The organism is Curtobacterium sp. MCLR17_034, assembly GCF_003234485.1.
In the GTDB taxonomy this organism is placed as follows: Bacteria; Actinomycetota; Actinomycetes; order Actinomycetales; family Microbacteriaceae; genus Curtobacterium; species Curtobacterium flaccumfaciens.
This window is the reverse complement of the sequence record NZ_QKTH01000004.1, coordinates 7,884-27,306: the sequence shown is the minus strand read 5'-3', so window position 1 is coordinate 27,306 and position 19,423 is coordinate 7,884. Positions and strand designations below refer to the sequence as shown.

Sequence of the window (19,423 nt, the reverse complement as noted above, 5' to 3'; positions counted from 1 at the left end):
TTCACGCGGCGATCAGCCCGTGGACTGTCGCTCAGCGCGAAAGAACGGCAGCGCCCGGCCGCGCCCGCGCCGACTCAGCCGAGGTAGTCCGCGTACCGGACGTACTCCACCACGTTCCCGAGCACGAACGGGTGCGTCCGACCGTGCTCCACGGCCCACTCCACCCACGCGGTCTGCGCCGGCATGAGCAACCACACCAGGGCGGTGGTCCCGAGCACGGCGGCCAGGGTCAGGCCCATCACGGTGTGCTCGTCGAACCGGGCTGCACCACGGCGGGCGATCGCGACAACGAACCCGGCGACCGCGAACCCCACCGTCGCGAGCGTCCAACCGAACCAGGGGCCCGACGTGAACGTGTACTCCTGGCCGGCGTGCACGAAGGTCGTCGCCCAGGTCGACCCCGGAGCCTGGAACAGCACGCAGAGCACCACGATGACGATCAGCCACCGGGCGTCCTTGGTCAGTTGCGACGGCTCGGGCCGGGCTCGCATCACCGGCGTCGTCTGCAGACGTTCATCCCCCATGCCGCGACCGTAGCACCGGCGGAGTGCACTTCGTGAGCAGCAATGGTCGGGTGCGATGACGCCACCCGACCATTGCTGCTCACCATCGCCACGCGAGCGCGCAGCCCGCGCCCTACGACAGCTGGCGCTCGGCGGCCTCGACGACGTTCTTCATGAGCATCGCGCGGGTCATCGGCCCGACGCCACCGGGGGTGGGCGACAGGAAGCCCGCGACCGACGCGACCGCGGGGTCGACGTCGCCGTGCAGCTTCGCCTTGCCGGTCTCCTCGTTGACCACGCGGGTGATCCCCACGTCGATGACGGCGGCACCGGGCTGGACCCAGTCCGGCTTGACGAGCCCGGCGACCCCGGCCGCGGCGACGATGATGTCGGCACGACGGCACTCCGCGGCGACGTCGGCGGTCAGCGAGTGCGTCAGGGTCGCGGTCGCCTCGAGCCGCGTGAGCAGCAGGCCGAGCGGCCGTCCGACGGTCAGCCCCTGCCCGATGATCGTGACGTGCGCACCACGGATCGGGATCTCGTACGCGTCGAGCATCGCGACGATGCCCCGAGGGGTGCACGGCAGCGGTGCGTCGATCGTGCCGGCACCACCGGGCACGGCGAGCACCAGCTCGCCGAGGTTCGTCGGGTGCAGGCCGTCGGCGTCCTTCGCCGGGTCCATCAGCTCGAGCATCGGCGTCGGGTCGATGCCCTGCGGCAGCGGGAGCTGCACGATGAACGCGGTGACCCGGGGGTCGTCGTTCATCTGCAGGATCGCGGCCCGGATGTCGGCAGCGGACGCCGTCTCGGGCAGGTCGATGCGGTGCGAGTCGAGCCCGATCGACGCCGAGTCGCGGTGCTTGCCCGCGACGTAGGACATCGAGCCGGGGTTCGAGCCGACCATGATCGTGCCGAGGCCCGGACGGATGCCGTGCTCGTGCAGGCGGTCGATCCGGCCCCGGAGTACGTCGAGCGTCCGGGCAGCGAGGGCGGTGCCGTCGATGCGGACGGCACTGCCCGCACCGGCCCAGAGCTCGCGCGGGAGCGCCGCGCTGACCGAACCGCTCACGCGTAGAGCGGGAACGCGTCGGTCAGGACCTTCACGCGGGCCGAGAGCGCTGCGACGTCCGGGTTCGGCATGAGGGTCAGCGCGATGATGTCGGCCACCTCGGTGAACTCGGCGTCGCCGAAGCCACGGGTCGCCAGCGCCGAGGTGCCGATGCGGACACCCGAGGTGACCATCGGCGGGCGCGGGTCGAAGGGCACGGAGTTGCGGTTCACGGTGATGCCGACCTCGTGCAGCAGGTCTTCGGCCTGCTTGCCGTCGACCTCGGACGCGCGCAGGTCGACGAGCACCAGGTGCACGTCGGTGCCGCCGGTGAGCACGTCGATGCCCGCGGCCTTGGCGTCGTCGGCGGTCAGACGGGCGGCGAGGGCCTGGGCGCCGCGGATCGTGCGCTCCTGACGGTCCTTGAACTCCGGGGTGCCGGCGAGCAGGAACGCGGTGGCCTTCGCGGCGATCACGTGCATGAGCGGGCCGCCCTGCTGGCCGGGGAAGACCGCGGAGTTCAGCTTCTTGAACAGGGTCTCGTCGTTCGACAGGATGATGCCCGAGCGGGGGCCGCCGAGGGTCTTGTGGACCGTCGACGAGACGACGTGCGCGTGCGGCACCGGGGACGGGTGCAGACCGGCTGCGACGAGGCCGGCGAAGTGCGCCATGTCGACCCAGAGCTTCGCACCGACCTCGTCCGCGATCTCGCGGAACTTCGCGAAGTCGAGCTGGCGCGGGTAGGCGGACCAACCGGCGATCAGGACCTTCGGCTGGTGCTCGATGGCCTTGGCGCGGATGTCCTCGTAGTCGACCTCGAACGTCTCGGGGTCGACGCCGTACGCCACGGCGTTGTAGATGCGGCCCGAGAAGTTGAGCTTCATGCCGTGGGTCAGGTGACCGCCGTGGGCGAGTTCGAGGCCGAGGATGGTGTCGCCGGCCGAGGCGATGGCGTGCAGGACGGCCGCGTTCGCCGTCGCGCCGGAGTGCGGCTGCACGTTCGCGTACTCGGCACCGAAGAGCGCCTTGGCACGGTCGATGGCGAGCTGCTCGGCGACGTCGACGTACTCGCAGCCGCCGTAGTAGCGCTTGCCCGGGTAGCCCTCGGCGTACTTGTTGGTGAGCACGGAGCCCTGCGACTCGAGCACGGCGCGCGGCACGAAGTTCTCGGAAGCGATCATCTCGAGGGTGTCGCGCTGGCGGCCGAGCTCCTGCTGCAGGACGGCGGCGATCTCGGGGTCGACCTCGGTGAGCGGGGCGTTGAACGCGGCGCGGGCGGCGGCCTGCTCGGCCACCTCGGCCGAGTCAGAGACGAACGGGGGCAGATCGGCAATGGACACGGGACTCCTACGGTGTGCGGACGACCAGCTGGTCGCACTCGGACGGTCGGTCGGTGCAGCCCAGGCGTACGGCCGCGCACCGTGTCTTTGTCGCTCCCCGATGGTGACCCATCCAACGCCAGTCGCGACCTGACGATCGTACCGAGCCACCGCACCCTGTGTCACCCTGGATGCATGACGCTGCTCTCGCCCGACGTGGACGAACGGACCACCACGGACGAACGGACCAGTGCGCGGGCGGACACCCCGTGGGTCACGGTGGTGTGGGACGACCCGGTGAACCTGATGTCGTACGTCACCTACGTCTTCCAGCGGCACTTCGGGTTCTCACGCGAGCAGGCCGAGCGGCTCATGCACCAGGTCAACGACGACGGCCGGGCGATCGTGGCGACGGGCCCGCGTGAGTCGATGGAGGCCCACGTGCAGTCCATGCACGGCTACGGGCTGCAGGCGACCGTCGACAAGGCTCCCGAAGCGTGATCCCGTTCGTCCGCCGCGCCGACGGCGTCCACCTCGGCCTGTCCTCCGGCGAGCGCGACCTGCTCGCCTCGCTCACCGAGCAGCTGCAGCAGGTGCTCGGCGGCGACCTGTCCACGGACCCGATCAGCGAGCGGATGTTCCCGGACGCCTACCCCGGCGACGACGAGGCGAGCGCGGAGTTCCGGAAGTACACGCAGTCCGACCTGCTCACGCAGAAGACGACGAACGCCTCGATCGTGCACGACTGGCTGACGGGCAGCCGCGACGGTTCGCTCGACGCCGAGGACGAGCAGGCGTGGCTCCGTACCCTCACCGACCTGCGGCTGACGATCGCCGACCGGCTGGGCATCGAGGACGCCGACGACGAGGAGCGCTCGGTCGAGGCCGACGCGGGCGTCGGCCTGCGCGACGTCTACGACTGGCTCGGCTACGTGCAGGAGCACCTGGTCGTCACGCTCACGTCGCGCTGACTGCCCACGGCCTGGAGGCCCGGGTCACCTCCGGCGCGACGGGTCACCCCAGCAGGTCGGCGCGGTGGGCTCGCGCCCAGTCGGTCAGGCTCCGGGGTGCGGTGCCGGTGATGCGTCGGACGTCGTCGCTCATCACGTCGACGCCGTCGAGGCCGAGTCGGACGACCCGGCCGAACTGCTGCCGGAGCCCCTCGGCCTGCCAGGCGGGCACCCCGCTCAGGCGCAGCACACCGGCGTAGACCCGGCTCGGCAGGTGCAGGGCGCGCACGGGTCGGCCGAGCCCTGCGGTGAGCGCGGCGGCGACACCCCGCGCGTCGAGCAGGTCCGGCCCGGTGAGCACCGGTTCGGTGCCGTCGTGGCCGTCCTCCGTCAACACCCGGGCGGCGGTCCGGGCGATGTCCTCGGTGTCGATCCAGCCGATCACCCCGCGGCCCGTGGTGTGCGGGAACCACCCCCGTCGGATCGCCGGCGCCGAGGGCTGCACGTTCGTCATGAACGACGAGGGGTGCAGGATCGTCCACGCCAGCCCGCTCTCGCGCACCAGCCGGTCGATGTGCCAGGCGGCACTCGCCCACGACATCGGGGAGTGCTCGGCGGCGTCCCCGCCCGACAGCTGCACGATCCGGCCGACCCCGGCCCGCTGCGCCGCACGGACCCCGGTGGTGCCCTGCTCGCGCTGCCGCTGGCTGACCGGCGTCACGAGGAAGAACCGGTCGACCCCCTCGAGCGCCGCGGTGAGCGCGTCCTCGTCGTCCAGGTCGGCCAGACGTCCGTCGATGCCCCGCGCCCGGAGCGCGTCGACCTGTTCGGGCCGTCGGACCACGGCACGCACCGTCACCCCGGCCGCCCGCAGCAGCTCCGTAGTCTTGCCCCCGACGTCCCCGGTCACGCCGGTGACCGCCACGATCTCGCCCATGTCTGCTCCTCGTCCCGCTGACCCGTTCTGGTATCAGTTTCCTGATACCAGAACGTACGCCGGTACGATCGCCCCGTGCCCCAGGAACTCCCAGCCCCGCGCGACGACGTCGACGGCATCGTGGCCTGGACGGTGATCCGGGCCGCACGGACGCTCTCCCGCCGGCTCGCAGCCGAGCTGGCGCCGCTCGGGTTGACGCCCGTGGAGTTCGGGGCGCTCATCCAGCTCGCGGCGGCGGGCGAGCTCAGCCAGGCCGACCTGGCGCGGGCCGTCGGCGTCCGACCGCAGAGCATGACGACGCTCGTCGGGGGGCTCTCGACGCGGGGACTCGTGGAGCGGGGCGCCGCACCTGGCCGGGGACGGTCCTCCCGGATGCGGCTGACCGACCAGGGCGAGGCGCTGCTGGCACGCGCCCACCCGATCGTCCGGGCGAGCAACGCGTGGTTCGGCGACGGTGCGGAAGCGATCTCGGCGACCCTGCTCCCGCTGCTCGAGCCGGACGCGGGCGACGACGGGTCCGCCGTTCCCTGAGCGATATCAGAAGGCAAACTTGCAAGGTTGGCTGGTGACGGACTAGCCTCCGGGGCGTGACCGACGCACCGGAGACCGACCCGACCGACCTGGCCGACGCCGTGCTGACGATGCACGGACGACTGCGGCGGTCGTTGCTGGCCTCGAAGTCGGACGACGTCACGGCGTCGCAGACCGCCGCCCTCGGACGCCTGCTGCGGCACGGGCCGGCCACCATCGCCGACCTGGCGCGAGCCGAGGGTGTCCGACCGCAGTCGATGGGCGCGACCGTCCAGGCCCTGGTCGACCTCGGCCTGGCCGAGCGGCAGGCCGACCCGACGGACGGCCGGCGGGCGATCGTCAGCGCGACGGCGGCCGGTCGGGACGCGCGCCAGACCGCCTGGGCCGCGCGGAACCACGAGCTCGCCGAGCGGCTCGCGACCCTGCCCGAGGCGGACCGCCGCGTCGTCGCGCGGGCGATGGACCTGCTCGGGCCGATCGTCGATCCCTGACCCGCACCCCTCGCCCAGTCCTGCAACCGGAAGAAGCGCTCTCACGTCCACCACCACCACCGCCGACACCACCACGGGCAGCGGCTTCGGTCCGAAGCTCCTCATCCCGGTGCTCGTCGGGCCCCTGCTCAACCCGATCAACACCACGATGGTGTCGGTCGCCCTCACCCCGATCTCCCGCGACCTGGGCATCGGTGCGGCGCAGGCGATCTGGCTCGTCGCGGCCCTGTACCTGGCGAGTGCGATCGCGCAGCCCACGATGGGCAAGCTCGCCGACCGGTTCGGCCCGAAGAAGGTGTTCCTGACCGGGCTCGTCATCGTCGGGATCGCCGGGGTGGTGCCCGAGGTGCTGACCGGGTTCGGCGGCGCCGTTTTCGCCCGGGTGCTCATCGGCATCGGGACGTCGTCGGCCTACCCGGCGGCACTCACCACGCTCCGGCAGCACTCCGCTCGGATCGGGAAGCCGACGCCGCCGCTCGTGCTCGGGGCGCTGTCGATCACGTCGCTCGTGTCCGCCGCCGCCGGCCCACCGCTCGGCGGGGCGCTCATCGCCGCGTTCGGCTGGCACGCGATCTTCCTGGTGAACGTGCCGCTCGCGGTGTTCGGCATCGTCGTGGCGACGCTCTGGCTGCCGTCCGACCGGCTGCGTCCGCGCGACGACGCCGACCTGCCGGTGCTGCAGGCGCTCGACCCGCTCGGCATGGTGCTGATGACCGTGACCGTCTCGGCGCTGCTCGTCTTCCTGCTCGACCTGTCCGCCGGGCTGTGGTGGCTGCTCGCGGTGGCCGTCGTGCTGCTCGTCGCCCTGGTGGCGTGGGAGCTCCGGGCCGTGCGACCGTTCGTCGACGTGCGGCTGCTCGCCCGGAACGGCGCGTTGTCGCGCACGTACGGCCGCCTGTTCCTGACGTACCTGCTCGCCTACACGATGACCTACGGGTTCTCGCAGTGGGTGCAGGACGTCGCGGGCTACCCGAGCGACGTCACCGGGTACATCCAGCTGCCGGCCGCGATCGTCGCCGGGGTGGCCTCGTTCGTCGTCGCACGGAAGACCGCGATCCGCGGGCCGCTCGTCGTCGCCGCGCTGGTGCCGATCCTCGGCGGTGTGCTCCTGCTCTTCCTGCACACCGGTTCGCCCGTCGTCCTGCTCGCCCTGACCCCGGCGCTGTTCGGGGTGCCGCAGGCCCTGGCGTCGGTGTCGAACCAGGCGGCGCTGTACCGGCTCGTCCCCGCGGAGTACATCGGCACCGCGGCCGGGCTGTCGCGCACCGCGGTGTACATCGGGGCGATCGCGGCGTCCTCGCTCATCGGTGGCGTGTTCGGCCAGGCCCCGACGACGCCGGACCTGCACGTGCTGGCGTGGGTGATCCTCGGCGTCGCGGTGCTCCTGACCGTGCTGACCCTGGCCGACCGGCGCTTGCGGGACGCTGACGCCCGCGCCGACGCCGGTGCCGGCGCCGGCGCCTGACGCTGACGCTTCGTGAGCAGGAATGGTCGAGTCGCCGCGGCGCACTCGACCATTCCTGCTCACGAAGCACCTCCCCCGCGGCCGGTACCCTGATCCGGTGACCGACCCGACCCCCACGCACTGGACCCTGACGCTCGTCTGCGACGACCAGCCCGGGATCGTGCACGCCGTCTCCGGAGCGATCGTCGCCGCCCAGGGCAACATCACCGAGTCGCAGCAGTTCTCCAGCGCCGACACGAACACGTTCTTCATGCGCCTGCAGGTGATGGCGCCGGTGGACCGCGCCGCCTTCGAGGCAGCACTCGCCCCCGTCGCCGCCCGCTACGACGCCCGCGTCCAGCTCGACGTCGTCGGTCGTCCGCTGCGCACCCTCGTGCTCGTGTCGAAGGCGGGCCACTGCCTGAACGACCTGCTCTACCGGCAGCGCGGCGGACAGCTGCCGATCGAGGTCCCCCTCGTGCTGTCGAACCACGCGGACCTGTCCGAGCTCGCCGCGTTCTACTCCGTGCCGTTCGAGCACCGCCCCGTCACCGACGCCGAGTCGAAGGAGCAGATGGAGCGGCGCGTGCTGCAGGCGGTGGAGGAGCACGACATCGAGCTCGTCGTCCTCGCCCGCTACATGCAGATCCTGTCGCCCGAACTCTGCGCCGCACTCGAGGGGCGTGCCGTGAACATCCACCACTCGTTCCTGCCCGGCTTCAAGGGCGCGAACCCGTACCGGCAGGCGCATGCCCGCGGGGTGAAGCTCATCGGTGCGACCGCGCACTTCGTGACGAGCGACCTCGACGAGGGCCCGATCATCGAGCAGAACGTCGTCCGCGTCGACCACACCAAGGAACCGGCAGAGCTGGTGTCCATCGGGCAGGACGAGGAGTCCCGCACGCTCACCCAGGCGGTGCGCTGGATCGCGGAGGACCGCGTCCTGCTCGACGGCGCCCGCACCATCATCTTCAAGTAGGCAGCACCATGACCAACGCCCCGCAGTCCCCCGTCGACTGGGAATCGGTCCCCGACCCGGCAGCCGTCCGGCAGCCGCGTCGGCGGTTCGAGGCCTGGATGATCCTGCGGATCGCCGTGATGGTGTTCGGCCTGCTGTCCCTGGCCTTCTGGGGCTACTGGTCGTGGCAGCTCCCGCTCCCCGGCTACCTGTTCATGGTCGGGGCTCCCCTGTTCGCCGCGGTCGTCTGGTACTTCTTCCGATCGCCGCGCTCCCCGATCGAGACGGACATCGTCGGCAAGACCATCGTCGAGGTCGCCCTGGTCGTCGCCGCAGGCGCGACCTGGATCTCAATCGGCCACCCGGTCGTCGGGATCGTCTTCATCGTGATCGCCGCCCTGAGCGGCGTGATCGCATTCCGCAAGGAGACCGCATGAGCACCACGGGCCTCCAGACCGGCCAGGAGGCCCAGCGCACGCTGGTCCGTGCAGCCCGCGTCGTCGACGCGGCCGGCACCACGGCCGACGGCTGGGTCCTGGTCGTCGGCGACACGATCCACGCGACCGGCTCCGGCCCCGAGGCCCCCGCGGCCGACCGGGTCGTCGACCTGGGCGACGCGGTCCTGACGCCCGGCTTCGTGGACCTGCACGGGCACGGTGGGGCGACCGAAGCGTACGAGGACGACTCGTTCGACCGTTCGCTCGCGATGCACCGTTCGCACGGCACGACCCGCTCCGTCCTGTCGCTCGTCGCGAACCCGGTCCCCGCCCTCGCGGCGTCGCTGGCCCACGTCCGCGCCGTGATGGCGACCGACCCGCTCGTGCTCGGCGTGCACCTGGAGGGACCGTTCCTGTCCCCGCACAACAAGGGCGCCCACAACGAGTCGTTCCTGATCGAGCCGACCCCCGCCGCGGTCGACGCCCTGCTCGAAGCGGGCGAGGGCGTCATCCGCCAGGTCACGATCGCGCCCGAGCTGCCCGGAGCGCTCGACGCCGTCCGCCGCTTCGTCGACGCCGGCGTCACGGTCGCCGTCGGCCACACGGTCGGCACGTACGACCAGGCCCGAGCCGCGTTCGACGCCGGCGCGACGATCCTGACCCACGCCTGCAACGCGATGCCCGGGCTGCACCACCGCGCACCGGGGCCGATCGGCGCCGCCGTGTCGGACGACCGCGTGACGCTCGAACTCATCCTGGACGCCGTCCACGTGCACCCGGTCGTGGCGGACACGCTCTTCCGGGCGACGCCGGGGCGGGTGGCGCTGATCACCGATGCGATGGGTGCCGCCGGCGCTGCGGACGGCTCGTACCGGCTCGGGTCGCTCGACGTCACGGTGACCGACGGCGTCGCACACGTCGCGGGGACGGAGACCATCGCGGGGTCGACGCTGACGCAGGACGTGGCGCTCCGCAACGCGGTCTCGCTGGCCGGGCGGACCCTGCCCGAGGCCGTGGCGGCGCTGACGAGCGTGCCGGCCGGCGCGCTGGGGCTCGGCGACCGCGTGGGTCGGCTGGCGCCGGGGTTCGCCGCGGACCTCGTGGCGCTGTCGCCGTCGCTCGAGGTCGAGCGCGTCTGGGGCGGCGGGCGCGAGCTGCGCTGAAGCGCGCACGGCGCAGACGGCTCGCCCGGGCACGTCACGGCAGGTCGGTCGGGCGGGGGTTGAGGGGCTCACCGAACCGTGGGGCCCGGCCCGGGACGCAGTGCCCGTCGATGGTGACGTCCGCGTACGAATCGAACGCCTGGAAGAAGATGGCGAACCCGTCTGCTGCTGTCCCACCGAGGTACCCCTTCGGGTAGCTGATGACCGTCCGCTCCGGCGTGAGTTCCGTGTCGTGCTGAACACGCGCACCCTCGTACCCGATCGCCGCGAGGGCCCGTGTGACCCCCTCGGCAACCTGATCCGCTGTACCAGGAAGCGGGAGCCGCCGAGTGCTCGCGTAGGTGTACTGCGCAGCGTCCTCGCCATCACTTCCGCAGAGGTTCCACCCGGGGTCCTCGTCACCCCAACCGTCCTGCCCGACGACCGAGCGCACGGCGGCGAAGATGTCCAGGACGTCCTGGTGCGACTGTTCGACGTTCATCGACGTGTCCTTCTGGATCGGGGAGTCCGGGGAGGCGCCGGTGCACCCGGTCAGGAGTGCGGTGACCACCAGGGCTCCGGCGAGTGAGGCGCCCCACGGCTCAGAGCGTCGGGTCACCGGTGCCCCCGGTCTGCCAGCCGTACATGAGCCAGTCGTCCTTGGTCTGCTGCCGCATCCGGTCGAAGGGTCCGCCCCGCTCGGGGATCTCGTCCCCGTGTCCCATCGCCGCTCGTGCAGCGTTGTGCTGGGCGGTGGTCCCGTCGTCGAAGTACGAGTACCGGCCGTCGTCGTCATCGCCGTCGTACGGCCCGTGGCGGGTGACGCCGTGCAGGGTGTCCGGCCCACGGCCCTCGGTCTCGGAGCTGAACGCGTGCGCGTCCCACGTGGACTCGGTCGGGTCACGCCGACCGGACAGGTTCTGCCCGGTGACGGCCCAGCCGTCCTTCGCGCCCTGGCTGGCGAAGACCTGCCCCTCGGGCACGTGCAGCGCGGACGCGTTCGGTACGGCGTCCGTCACACCGGCCGAGCCGAGCAGCACCACGTGGTCGGCGTGGGTCTTCGTCAGGGCGATGGTCGCCACGGTCGTGCCGTAGGAGTGCCCCATGACGGTCAGGTCGGCGTCCCGCCCGGCAGCCGCTCGTGCCGCGTGGAACCCGTCGAGGTCGGCGACGAGTCGCTCGGCGCCCGCTCGCGCTCGGTCTTCCGCCAGGACGGTCCGGAACGACGGGTCGTCGGCCATCGGCGGGTGGTAGCCGATCCAGGACACGACGGCGATGTCACTGCGGCGGATGCCAGCCACACGAGCCTCCTCACGACGCATCCCGCGGGCGATCGCGCTGTAGTCCTGCACCGTGCCGTCCTGGTACGTCGCGGTGTTCATGCCCGGCACGATGACGCTGACGTGCGTGGCACGGTCGAGGTCACCCGCGACGACCTGCGCGAGCGGGGGACGGTCGTCGACGAGTGCCACCAGCGAGACCGGTGTCGTGGCGAGGGTGTCCTGGATGTTCCGGTAGGCGTCGCGCTGCCGCTCCCAGACGAGCAGCTGCTCCCGTGCCGTCGCCGCTTCGGCCGGGTTCCGGGCGGCGTCGTGCCGCCCTCGCCAGTGGCGGACCTGCTTGCGGGCGTGTGCGAGCCGGTCAGCCAACACCGTCGTGTTCGCCCGTGCCCGCGCCCAGGAGGCGACACCGTTCAGGTTGCCGATGACCGCCGGCATCGCCGCGACGAACGCCCGCTGGACCGTGGACGGCACACCGTCGACGCCCGACATCGCCTGCCACCACCCGGCCACCTGCGCAGGGTCGAGTCCGGCGAGCCGCTCGGCGACCCGTGCGTCGTCACCGAGCGCGGCGACGGTCTCCGGGTCGAGGGTGCCGAGCCAGGTGAGGAACTGCCCGTCGCTCATCGCGGACACGACCGTGGCGGAGACCAGCTTGCCGAGCACCGACCGGTCCTCGAGCGCGGAGGCCGCCGCTCGGTCGGCTGCGGCTCGGCGGGCGACGAGCTCGTCCCACTGCGTCGTCAGCCGAGCGTCCAGCGCTGCCAACCACTCGCCGCTGCGCTCCAGCTGCTGCAGGAGCGCACGGTCCGACTCGACCGCATCCGGTCCGGACGCCACCACGGTGGCATCGCGGATCGCCCGCTGGTTGGCCGCGATGTCGTCCGCGGTGTTCCGCCGGGTCGTCTGCAGGCTCGCGGCGTCGTCCTGGATCTCCCGCACCTGGCGTGCGTAGGTGGCGAGTGCGGCCGACGCCGCGTCCAGCCGCGCCGCGACGCGCTGGGCACTCGCCGGCATCGCCGCCGCCGTCACGAGGAACCGCTGTTGCGCCCGCCCCGCCCAGCCGGACGCCGCGTGCTCCGCGGCGACGAGCACGTGCCGGGCGCCGTCACGGACCGCGTCCGAGTGGTCGTCGTGCCGACGGGCGATCCGCTGGATGCCGTCCGGGTCGCCCGCGACGGGGTCCGCGCTCACCGGACCCGCCGGGCGAGGTCGGCATCCGCACGCAGGACCGCTTCGGCGGCGGCGGTCACGTACTCGCGCAGCGTGTCCGCGTCGTCACCGAGGGACCGGATCATCGCGTCGTGCGCCCTGGCCGACGCGACGAACGCGGACTCGACCGCCCCCGAGCCGAACGTACCGCCGTCCGAACCGGACAACGGGCGCTCAGAGCGGAGGTCGGTGACCGCCTGCCCCGCCGCTCGTGCGACCGCCTGCATCGTCGGCAGGTCGACCGTCAGATCCCCCATGGTGCCCCCTCGTGTTCCCCGAGGAGGTCAACATATCACCGCTGAAGTACGATGTGTCAAGCAGTGTTCAGCGGTCGACCGGGCGCCCCCGCTGGCCACTCGCCCACGACGTGTCCGCCGTATCCCCGACCCGCAGGGACAACGTGCCGCCCCGCGTCACGAACGACGCCGGCACCCAGGACCGCTCGTGCGTCCACCCGTTCAACCGGGCGCCCTGCACGTACGGCTCGGTCCCCGAGGACCGGATGACGATCCGCTCGCCGCTCGACCGCCGGATGTCGACCGTGCTGAACGTCGGGCTGCCGATGAGCATCTCCGCTCGCCCGGGCGTCTGCGGGAACAGGCCGATCGAGGCGAAGACGTACCAGGCGCTCATCGTGCCGAGGTCGTCGTTGCCCGGCAGGCCGCCTGGGCCGGTCGAGTAGGCGTCGTCCACGACCTGCCGCACGGTCTCCTGCGTCTTCCAGGGCTTGCCGAGCGCGTTGTACATCCACGGCGTGTGGATGTCGGGCTCGTTCGTCGGGTCGAACTTCGTGGCGTCGCCACCCGTAACCGCGAACGCACCGGTGCTGTCGTGGAAGAAGTCGTCGAGCCGCGCGGTTGCGGCGTCGTCACCGCCGAGCGCGCTCGACAGCCCCTGCACGTCCTGCGGCACGAGCCAGGTGTACTGCGCGCTGGTGCCCTGTGCGAACCCGGTGCCGGTCGAGGGCGACCAGTCGGGCGTCCACGACCCGTCGGCCTGACGAGCGGCCTGGTAGCCGACGGCGGCGTTGAAGGTGTTCTTCCAGTAGGTCCCCCGCTCCGCGAACATCCGGGCGTCCGACCGCAGCCCGAGGGAACCGGCCCAGTACCCGAGCGCGCTGTCGGAGATCGAGTCCTCGAGGGTCTCGGCCGCACCACCCCAGCAGGAGCAGTCGTCGTTCGCCGCGTACTGGCGCTCCAGGTACTCGTCGAGTGCGGGCCGCTGCGCCAGGCACTGCCCCGGGCACCCGATGTCGCTCTCGGCGTCCGCGTTCTCGACCGTCGCCTGGCGCTTGAGCGAGGCGTAGGCGGCCCGGACGTCGAAGTTCCGGACGCCCATGGCGTACCAGGTTGCGAGCGTCGCGGCCGAGGGGTCTCCGGTCATCACGTGCGTCGGCGCTCCGAGGTGCAGCCACCGGTCCCACACGCCGCCGTTCTGCTCGGCGAACCGCAGCATCGACTGCGCCATGTCCCCGGCGACGTCCGGCCGCAGCAAGGCCAGCAGCTGGATCTGCGCCCGGTACTGGTCCCACCCGGAGTACGTGCCGTAGACGGCCCGGTGTCCGCGGTCCATCCGGTGCACCCGCAGGTCGGGCCCGAGGTAACGACCGTCGCGGTCGTTCAGCGTGTTCGGCTGCATGAGCGCGTGGTACACGGACGTGTACAGCTGGGTGGTGCGGTCCGCCGTGCCGCCACCGACGCGCAGGCGCGACAGTTCACGGTTCCAGGAGGCCCGTGTGCCGGCCGCCACGCTGGCGACGGTCGAGCGCTTGGTCACCTCGCCGTCACGGTTCGCGACCGCCCCGGCCGCACTCACGTACGAGATGCCGATCTTCGCCTGCACCGTCGCTCCGCGACGCGCATCGAACCCGACCCACGCGCCGGAGCCGCGTCCGGCGCGGTCGGCGCCGGTCAGGTAGCCCTCCCCACCGGAGGAGGACGTGCCTCCGGGCTGGACCGTGCCGTCCTTCCAGGTGCCGGTGCTCGCGAACGCCGTGTCGAAGGTCGCGGTGAAGTAGAGGCGGTAGTAGCTGCGGCGGTCCGGGTTGGTGGCGCCGCCGCCGTTCGCGCGGCGGCTGCAGAAGCCGCCGGTCAGGACGCTGCCGCTGACCGTGCGGGTGCGGGGGTCGACGCGGGTCATCGCGGCCTCGCTGCCGTTGATCGAGTTCGACGTGCGGAAGAGCAGGTTCGCGTCCTTGCCGGCCGGGAACGTGAAGGCGCCGACGCCGGCACGGGTGGTCACGGCCAGGTCGGTGCGGACGCCGTTGTCGAGCGTGACGCCGTAGCGGCCGGGGCTGGCGGACTCCTGGTCGTGGGAGTACCCGGCGGCGTAGACGGCGTCCTTCGAGTCGGCCGACGGCGAGGTCGTGACCGGGGTCGTGACCGGCATGATCGGCACGTCACCGGCAGCCCCGGGAGCACACCCGGCACCGTTCAGGTGCGTCAGGCTGAAGCCGCGCAGCCGGTTCACGTCGTACGAGTAGCCGTTCGCGACCGGGGTCGACGTCTGGTCGCCCGCGGTGCCCGTGGGACTCCACTGCATCATGCCGAACGGCGCCGTGGCACCCGGCCAGGTGTTGCCGTTGTTGCTCGTGCCGATGAAGGGGTCGACGTACCGCGCGGGATCGCTGACGGTGCGCCCGGCCTGCGTCGACGGCGAGGCCACGGCCGGCGCGGCGACGATCGCCGTGCCCAGCAGTGCGGCGATCGTGGCCACCGCGGCGAGCGGGAGCGGACGGACGAGCGGGCGACGGTGCACGCGAGATCGGTTCACATCGGCGACGCTAGCCCCCTCGGACGGGGGACGCCGCCTGCGTCACCGAGCGCTCTCCCGCTGTTCACGTCGGGTTCGGCGTCGGGCCCGGCCTCGGTCAGACGACGGTGCGGGCGGCGACCTCGTCGACGAAGGTGCGGACCCGCTGCCGGAACACCGGATCCGCGGCAGCCCCGCGGACGGGCACGACGTGCAGTCGCCGGTCACCCCGACGCAGCGCCGGCCCGACGAACACCCCCTCGGCGACGTCCGGCGCGGTGGCCGACCAGAGCGTCGAGCGAGCGCCGTCCTCCGCGGTCCGGGCCATGCTGCGGGCGATCATGCCGCCGAGGCGCTGCGCGAGGGTCTCGGCCTGGTCGTTCATCCCCGTCGCCGCGATGCCGGGGTGTGCGATGACCGAGCGGACGTCCGAGCCGGCCGCGCGGAGCCGCTCACCGAGGTCGACCGCGAGCGCCGTCGCCGCCGTCTTCGAGTCGGTGTACACGGCGAGCTGCGAGTAGTCGCTCGGATCGTCGGCCCCGCCCGGTGCGGGCACGCGGCGGGTGCGCTGCGACAGGTTCGACCCGACGAGGACGACCCGGGGCGACGGTCCGCCGAGCACCGGGAGCATCGCGTCGGCGAGCACGGCCGGCCCGACGACGTTGGTGGCCCAGGTGCGTTCGATGCCCTCGTCGGTCAACCCGAACGCGCCCAGCGTCGCGCCGGCGTTGTTGACGAGGGCGTCCACGACGATGCCGTCCGCCACGAGCTGCCGGGCGAACGCCGTGACCGACGCGACCGACGCGGTGTCGACGACCCGCGCCTCCAGGCCGACGGGCAGGACGCGAGCCGCCTTGTCGGGGTTGCGGACCGCCGCGATGACGCGTGCTCCGGCGGCTGCGAGTCGGGTCGCGACCACCAGCCCGAGTCCGCCGGTCGCGCCGGTGACCACCACGGTCCGGCCGCGCTGGTCGGGCATCGCGGACGGTTCCCACTCGAAGGTGTCCATGGTCGTCTCCTGCTCACTCGTCGTCTGGAATCGGATGATCCATCCGGAACGCTAGCACAAGCGGATAGAGTGTCCGTATGACGATCGCGATGGCCCGACCCGAAGCGCTGCGCTCCGATGCGCAACGCAACCGGACCGCGCTGCTGGACGTCGCCCGGTCGTTCCTCGAGCGGGGCGAGCAGCCGCTCCTCAACGCCGTCGCGCACGAGGCCGGCATGGGTGTCGGGACCGCCTACCGGCACTTCCCGTCGCAGCAGCACCTGCTCGAGGCGCTCGCGATCGACGCGCTCGAGGACATGCTCGACCTCGTCCGTGTCGCCGTCGCGCTGCCCGACGCGGTGGACGCGCTCCGGGGGGTCGTGACGGCTGCGTTCCGGAGCATGGTCGACGACGCGGCCCTCGGCGACCTCCTGACGAACGGCGGGTTCTCGTGCGCCGACACCGCGGCGCTCGCGGGCGACCTGGTCGAGTCCGTCGACGCGTTGCTCGCACGGGCACGGGCCGAGGGGCTCGTGCGTGCCGATGTCGACGCGGACGACCTGCGACGGCTGCTGTGCGGGATGCGGGTGGCCGCCGTGGCGGGTGGCTCCCGGGTGCACGACCCCGAGCGCTACGTCGAGGTGCTGCTGGCGGGCCTCCGCCCGGCCTGACCACCACCCTCGCGCCCTGCGTGCCTCGCTGTCAGGATGGGCGCATGAGCGTCATGGTGTCCGTCTTCGATGCGTACCGGTCCCGCACGAGCGAGAAGTACACGGCCTACCCGCCGGACGTGCTCCCCATGTTCGTCGCCGAGATGGACAGCATGCTCGCCGAACCGATCCGCGACGCCCTGGTCACGGCGGTGACGAACGGCGACACCGGGTACGTCGGGCACGGACGGGCCCTGCCCGAGGCGTTCGCCGACTTCGCCGAGAGCCGGTGGGCATGGCGGGTCGACCCCGACCTGGTCCGCACCACCACGGACGTGTCGGTCGCGGCGGTCGAGGTGCTGCGCCGGGTCATCGAGCCGGGCGACCAGGTCGTCATCATGCCGCCCGTGTACCCGCCGTTCTGGGAGTACGTGTCCGAGGCCGGCGGCACCGTCACCGAGGTCCCGCTGCTCGCCCCCGCAGGCCCGGCCGACCCCTTCGACACCACGGCCGGCTGGCGGATGGACCTCGACGGCGTCGCACAGGCGTTCGCCGACGGAGCCCGCACGGTGCTGCTCTGCAACCCGCACAACCCCCTCGGCCTGGTGCACGACCGCTCGTCGCTCGTCGCACTCGCGAAGCTGGCCGCCGAGTGGGGCGCCGTCGTGGTGTCCGACGAGATCCACGCGCCGCTCGTGCACGCCGACGCGGTGTTCACGCCGTTCCTGGAGTCCTGCCCCGAGGCCGCGTCGCTCGGCGTCGCCCTGACGAGTGCGAGCAAGGCCTGGAACCTCGCCGGCACGAAGTGCGCGATGATGATCGGCGCCTCGGAGCGGGCCCGCGCCTGGTTCGACGGACTGCCGACCGAGGTCGTCGAGCGCACCGGCATCCTCGGCTACACGGCGAGCGTCGCGGCCTTCAGCGAGGGCGGGCCGTGGCTGGCGTCGCTGCTCACCGAGCTCGCGGCGAACCGGCGTGCCCTGGCCGAGCGGATCGGCGACGTGCTGCCCGGCGCCGAGTACCGGCAGCCGCAGGCGTCGTACCTGGCGTGGCTCGACCTGCGCGCGCTGCCGTGGGGCGACGACCCCGCGGCGGAGCTCGTCGACCGGGCGAAGGTGGCACTCGGCTCCGGCCCGGCGTTCGGACGGCAGGGCCGGGGCTTCGCGCGGCTGAACTTCGGCTGCTCGGCGGAGACCCTCGACGAAGGACTCAGCCGCCTCGCCGCAGCCGCCAGGGCGTGACCCCGAGCCAGACGCCTACTCGAACCGCTGCCAGGCCGGCTTGTTCGCGTACGTGTAGCGGTAGTAGTCGGCGAGCTGCAGCCCGGCGGCGGCTTCCTCGTCGACGACGACGGTCGCGTGCTCGTGCAGTTGCAGGGCCGAACCGGGCACGAAGGAGCTGAGCGGCCCCTCGATCGCCGCGGCGACGGCGGCCGCCTTCGACGAACCCTGGGCGACGAGGACGAGCTCGCGGGCCTCGAGGATGGTGCCGAGCCCCTGCGTCATGCAGTGCGTCGGGACCTGCTCGGGCGAGTCGAAGAAGCGCGCGTTGGCGTCACGGGTGGACGGCGCGAGGGTCTTGATGCGGGTGCGCGAGGCGAACGACGACGTCGGCTCGTTGAACCCGATGTGGCCGTTGGCCCCGATGCCGAGGATCTGCACGTCGATCCCGCCCGCGGCACGGATCGCGGCGTCGTACTCCTTGGCCGCGAACTCCAGGTCGGCGGCACGGCCGTCCGGCACCCGCACGCGCGAGGCGTCGAATCCGAGCGGTGCCACCACGTCGCGGGCGATCACGGCCGCGTACGACTCGGGGTGCTCGAGCGGGATGCCGACGTACTCGTCGAGGGCGAACCCACGAGCCTCGGCGAACGAGATCTCGCCAGCCTGCACCCGGCGCTGCAGGTCGGTGTAGATGCCCTGCGGGCTGGATCCGGTGGCGAGACCGATGACGGCGGACGGCTTCTTGGCGACGACGGACGCGATCTTGGCCGCGGCGACGCGACCGACCTCGTCCGGCGTGGGCAGGATGATGATCTCCACGCGGCAAGCCTACTGGTCATGACCAGTCTGCGACAGGGGTCGTGTGGGTAGCGTGGAGGCATGCCGACCCCCGACTTCGTCCTGTCCCTGCGCGAGAAGATCGGCACGGCGCCGCTCTGGCTGTCGGGCGTGAGCGCCATCGTGACCCGCGGCTCCGGCGCCGATCGCGAACTGCTCGTGGTGCGGCGTGCCGACACGGGCGCGTACACGCCGGTCACCGGGATCGTCGACCCGGGCGAGGAACCCGCCGTCGCCGCCGAACGCGAGGTCCTGGAGGAAGCCGACGTCGTCGCCGTTGCCGAACGCCTGGCCTGGGTGCAGGTGCTGCCCGAGATGACCTACCCGAACAGCGACCGGTCGCAGTACCTCGACCTGGTCTTCGCCTGCCGGTACGTCTCCGGGACGCCGAACCCCGCCGACGGCGAGAACACCGAGGCGTTCTGGGCTCGGCTCGACGCCCTGCCCGACATGTCGGAGAACATGCGGGCACGCGTCGAGGCCGGGCTGGCCGACGAGCGCGAGGCGCGCTTCCAGCGCTGACCCCACCGGTCTGGAGGCGCGGTGCCAGGCCGCCACGGGCCTCCCGTCCGCCGTCGGTCGCGCCCACCCCGCCAAAGCGACAGAAGTCCGCGAAGCATCCGCGCCCATCTGTCGCTTTCGCGACGGTGAGCGCGGTCGCGAGCGCGATCTGTCGCTTTCGCGGGGGGGGGGGGGGGGCTACCCGGGCGGGCCCCCCCCCC

21 protein-coding genes and 1 riboswitch are annotated in these 19,423 nt (G+C 72.4%); of the genes, 11 read left to right on the top strand and 10 right to left on the bottom strand.

The features are described from left to right. Positions 1–74: 74 nt before the first annotated feature. From DEI98_RS06115 to glyA, 3 genes are all read right to left on the bottom strand, one after another. Positions 75–524: a hypothetical protein gene (locus DEI98_RS06115; RefSeq protein WP_111100226.1), complete on the bottom strand. Its 450-nt coding sequence runs from the start codon at positions 522–524 to the stop codon at positions 75–77. A gap of 112 nt (positions 525–636) precedes the next feature. Continuing rightward, positions 637–1,572, bottom strand: a complete 936-nt coding sequence (locus DEI98_RS06110; protein WP_111100225.1) for a tetrahydrofolate dehydrogenase/cyclohydrolase catalytic domain-containing protein — start codon at positions 1,570–1,572, stop codon at positions 637–639. Next, positions 1,569–2,846 carry a serine hydroxymethyltransferase gene (glyA, locus tag DEI98_RS06105; protein ID WP_111024151.1) on the bottom strand — a complete coding sequence of 426 codons (1,278 nt, stop codon included), beginning with the start codon at positions 2,844–2,846 and terminating at the stop codon, positions 1,569–1,571. The genes DEI98_RS06110 and glyA overlap by 4 nt, the downstream gene beginning before the upstream one ends. A gap of 96 nt (positions 2,847–2,942) precedes the next feature. Further along, positions 2,943–3,027: riboswitch (ZMP/ZTP riboswitch) on the bottom strand. 38 nt (positions 3,028–3,065) lie between these two features. Between glyA and clpS the strand changes: the two genes are divergently transcribed. Continuing rightward, entirely contained in the window at positions 3,066–3,371 is a 306-nt protein-coding gene (gene clpS, locus DEI98_RS06100) for an ATP-dependent Clp protease adapter ClpS (RefSeq protein WP_071404706.1), read from the top strand. Continuing rightward, positions 3,368–3,841, top strand: coding sequence for a DUF2017 family protein (locus tag DEI98_RS06095; protein ID WP_111100224.1), 474 nt, complete (start codon positions 3,368–3,370; stop codon positions 3,839–3,841). Before clpS ends, DEI98_RS06095 begins: the two co-directional genes overlap by 4 nt. A 43-nt stretch (positions 3,842–3,884) precedes the next feature. Here DEI98_RS06095 and DEI98_RS06090 read toward each other — a convergent pair whose 3' ends face one another. Then, the gene (locus tag DEI98_RS06090) at positions 3,885–4,757 is read right to left on the bottom strand and encodes an NAD(P)H-binding protein (protein WP_111100223.1); all 873 of its coding nucleotides are present in this window, start codon (positions 4,755–4,757) and stop codon (positions 3,885–3,887) included. 75 nt (positions 4,758–4,832) lie between these two features. Here DEI98_RS06090 and DEI98_RS06085 point away from each other — a divergent pair, with 75 nt between their 5' ends. From DEI98_RS06085 to nagA, 6 genes are all read left to right on the top strand, one after another. Next, positions 4,833–5,288 carry a MarR family winged helix-turn-helix transcriptional regulator gene (locus DEI98_RS06085; RefSeq protein WP_111100222.1) on the top strand — a complete coding sequence of 152 codons (456 nt, stop codon included), beginning with the start codon at positions 4,833–4,835 and terminating at the stop codon, positions 5,286–5,288. Between the two features lie 56 nt (positions 5,289–5,344). Next, entirely contained in the window at positions 5,345–5,779 is a 435-nt protein-coding gene (locus DEI98_RS06080; RefSeq protein ID WP_071404703.1) for a MarR family winged helix-turn-helix transcriptional regulator, read from the top strand. A gap of 109 nt (positions 5,780–5,888) precedes the next feature. Beyond that, positions 5,889–7,244 (top strand): MFS transporter, encoded by a 1,356-nt coding sequence (locus DEI98_RS06075; RefSeq protein ID WP_220037070.1) that lies wholly within the window; start codon positions 5,889–5,891, stop codon positions 7,242–7,244. 97 nt (positions 7,245–7,341) lie between these two features. Then, on the top strand, positions 7,342–8,202 hold the full coding sequence (gene purU / locus DEI98_RS06070) for a formyltetrahydrofolate deformylase (RefSeq protein WP_110861849.1): 861 nt from the start codon (positions 7,342–7,344) through the stop codon (positions 8,200–8,202). 8 nt (positions 8,203–8,210) lie between these two features. Further along, positions 8,211–8,618, top strand: a complete 408-nt coding sequence (locus tag DEI98_RS06065) for a YrdB family protein (protein WP_084740750.1) — start codon at positions 8,211–8,213, stop codon at positions 8,616–8,618. Beyond that, on the top strand, positions 8,615–9,781 hold the full coding sequence (nagA, locus tag DEI98_RS06060) for an N-acetylglucosamine-6-phosphate deacetylase (RefSeq protein WP_111100221.1): 1,167 nt from the start codon (positions 8,615–8,617) through the stop codon (positions 9,779–9,781). Before DEI98_RS06065 ends, nagA begins: the two co-directional genes overlap by 4 nt. A gap of 34 nt (positions 9,782–9,815) precedes the next feature. Here the strand turns inward: nagA and DEI98_RS06055 are convergent, their stop codons facing one another. From DEI98_RS06055 to DEI98_RS06035, 5 genes are all read right to left on the bottom strand, one after another. Further along, positions 9,816–10,379, bottom strand: a complete 564-nt coding sequence (locus DEI98_RS06055) for a hypothetical protein (protein ID WP_258370752.1) — start codon at positions 10,377–10,379, stop codon at positions 9,816–9,818. Next, positions 10,363–12,234, bottom strand: coding sequence for an alpha/beta hydrolase (locus tag DEI98_RS06050; RefSeq protein WP_111100219.1), 1,872 nt, complete (start codon positions 12,232–12,234; stop codon positions 10,363–10,365). Before DEI98_RS06050 ends, DEI98_RS06055 begins: the two co-directional genes overlap by 17 nt. Then, positions 12,231–12,509 carry a hypothetical protein gene (locus DEI98_RS06045; RefSeq protein WP_110863139.1) on the bottom strand — a complete coding sequence of 93 codons (279 nt, stop codon included), beginning with the start codon at positions 12,507–12,509 and terminating at the stop codon, positions 12,231–12,233. Before DEI98_RS06045 ends, DEI98_RS06050 begins: the two co-directional genes overlap by 4 nt. Before the next feature lie 67 nt (positions 12,510–12,576). Continuing rightward, on the bottom strand, positions 12,577–15,024 hold the full coding sequence (locus tag DEI98_RS06040; RefSeq protein ID WP_258370751.1) for a GH92 family glycosyl hydrolase: 2,448 nt from the start codon (positions 15,022–15,024) through the stop codon (positions 12,577–12,579). Between the two features lie 97 nt (positions 15,025–15,121). Beyond that, positions 15,122–16,012 carry an SDR family NAD(P)-dependent oxidoreductase gene (locus DEI98_RS06035; RefSeq protein WP_111100217.1) on the bottom strand — a complete coding sequence of 297 codons (891 nt, stop codon included), beginning with the start codon at positions 16,010–16,012 and terminating at the stop codon, positions 15,122–15,124. Between the two features lie 77 nt (positions 16,013–16,089). On the opposite strand from DEI98_RS06035, the gene DEI98_RS06030 reads away from it, so the two are divergent. Together DEI98_RS06030 and DEI98_RS06025 are read left to right on the top strand one after the other, a co-directional pair. Then, positions 16,090–16,662, top strand: coding sequence for a TetR/AcrR family transcriptional regulator (locus DEI98_RS06030; protein WP_111100216.1), 573 nt, complete (start codon positions 16,090–16,092; stop codon positions 16,660–16,662). A gap of 44 nt (positions 16,663–16,706) precedes the next feature. Then, entirely contained in the window at positions 16,707–17,882 is a 1,176-nt protein-coding gene (locus DEI98_RS06025) for a MalY/PatB family protein (RefSeq protein ID WP_111100215.1), read from the top strand. 15 nt (positions 17,883–17,897) lie between these two features. Here the strand turns inward: DEI98_RS06025 and nagB are convergent, their stop codons facing one another. Beyond that, the gene (nagB, locus tag DEI98_RS06020) at positions 17,898–18,683 is read right to left on the bottom strand and encodes a glucosamine-6-phosphate deaminase (protein ID WP_071404694.1); all 786 of its coding nucleotides are present in this window, start codon (positions 18,681–18,683) and stop codon (positions 17,898–17,900) included. A gap of 60 nt (positions 18,684–18,743) precedes the next feature. Here nagB and DEI98_RS06015 point away from each other — a divergent pair, with 60 nt between their 5' ends. After that, positions 18,744–19,223 (top strand): NUDIX domain-containing protein, encoded by a 480-nt coding sequence (locus tag DEI98_RS06015; protein ID WP_111100214.1) that lies wholly within the window; start codon positions 18,744–18,746, stop codon positions 19,221–19,223. Positions 19,224–19,423: the final 200 nt, after the last annotated feature.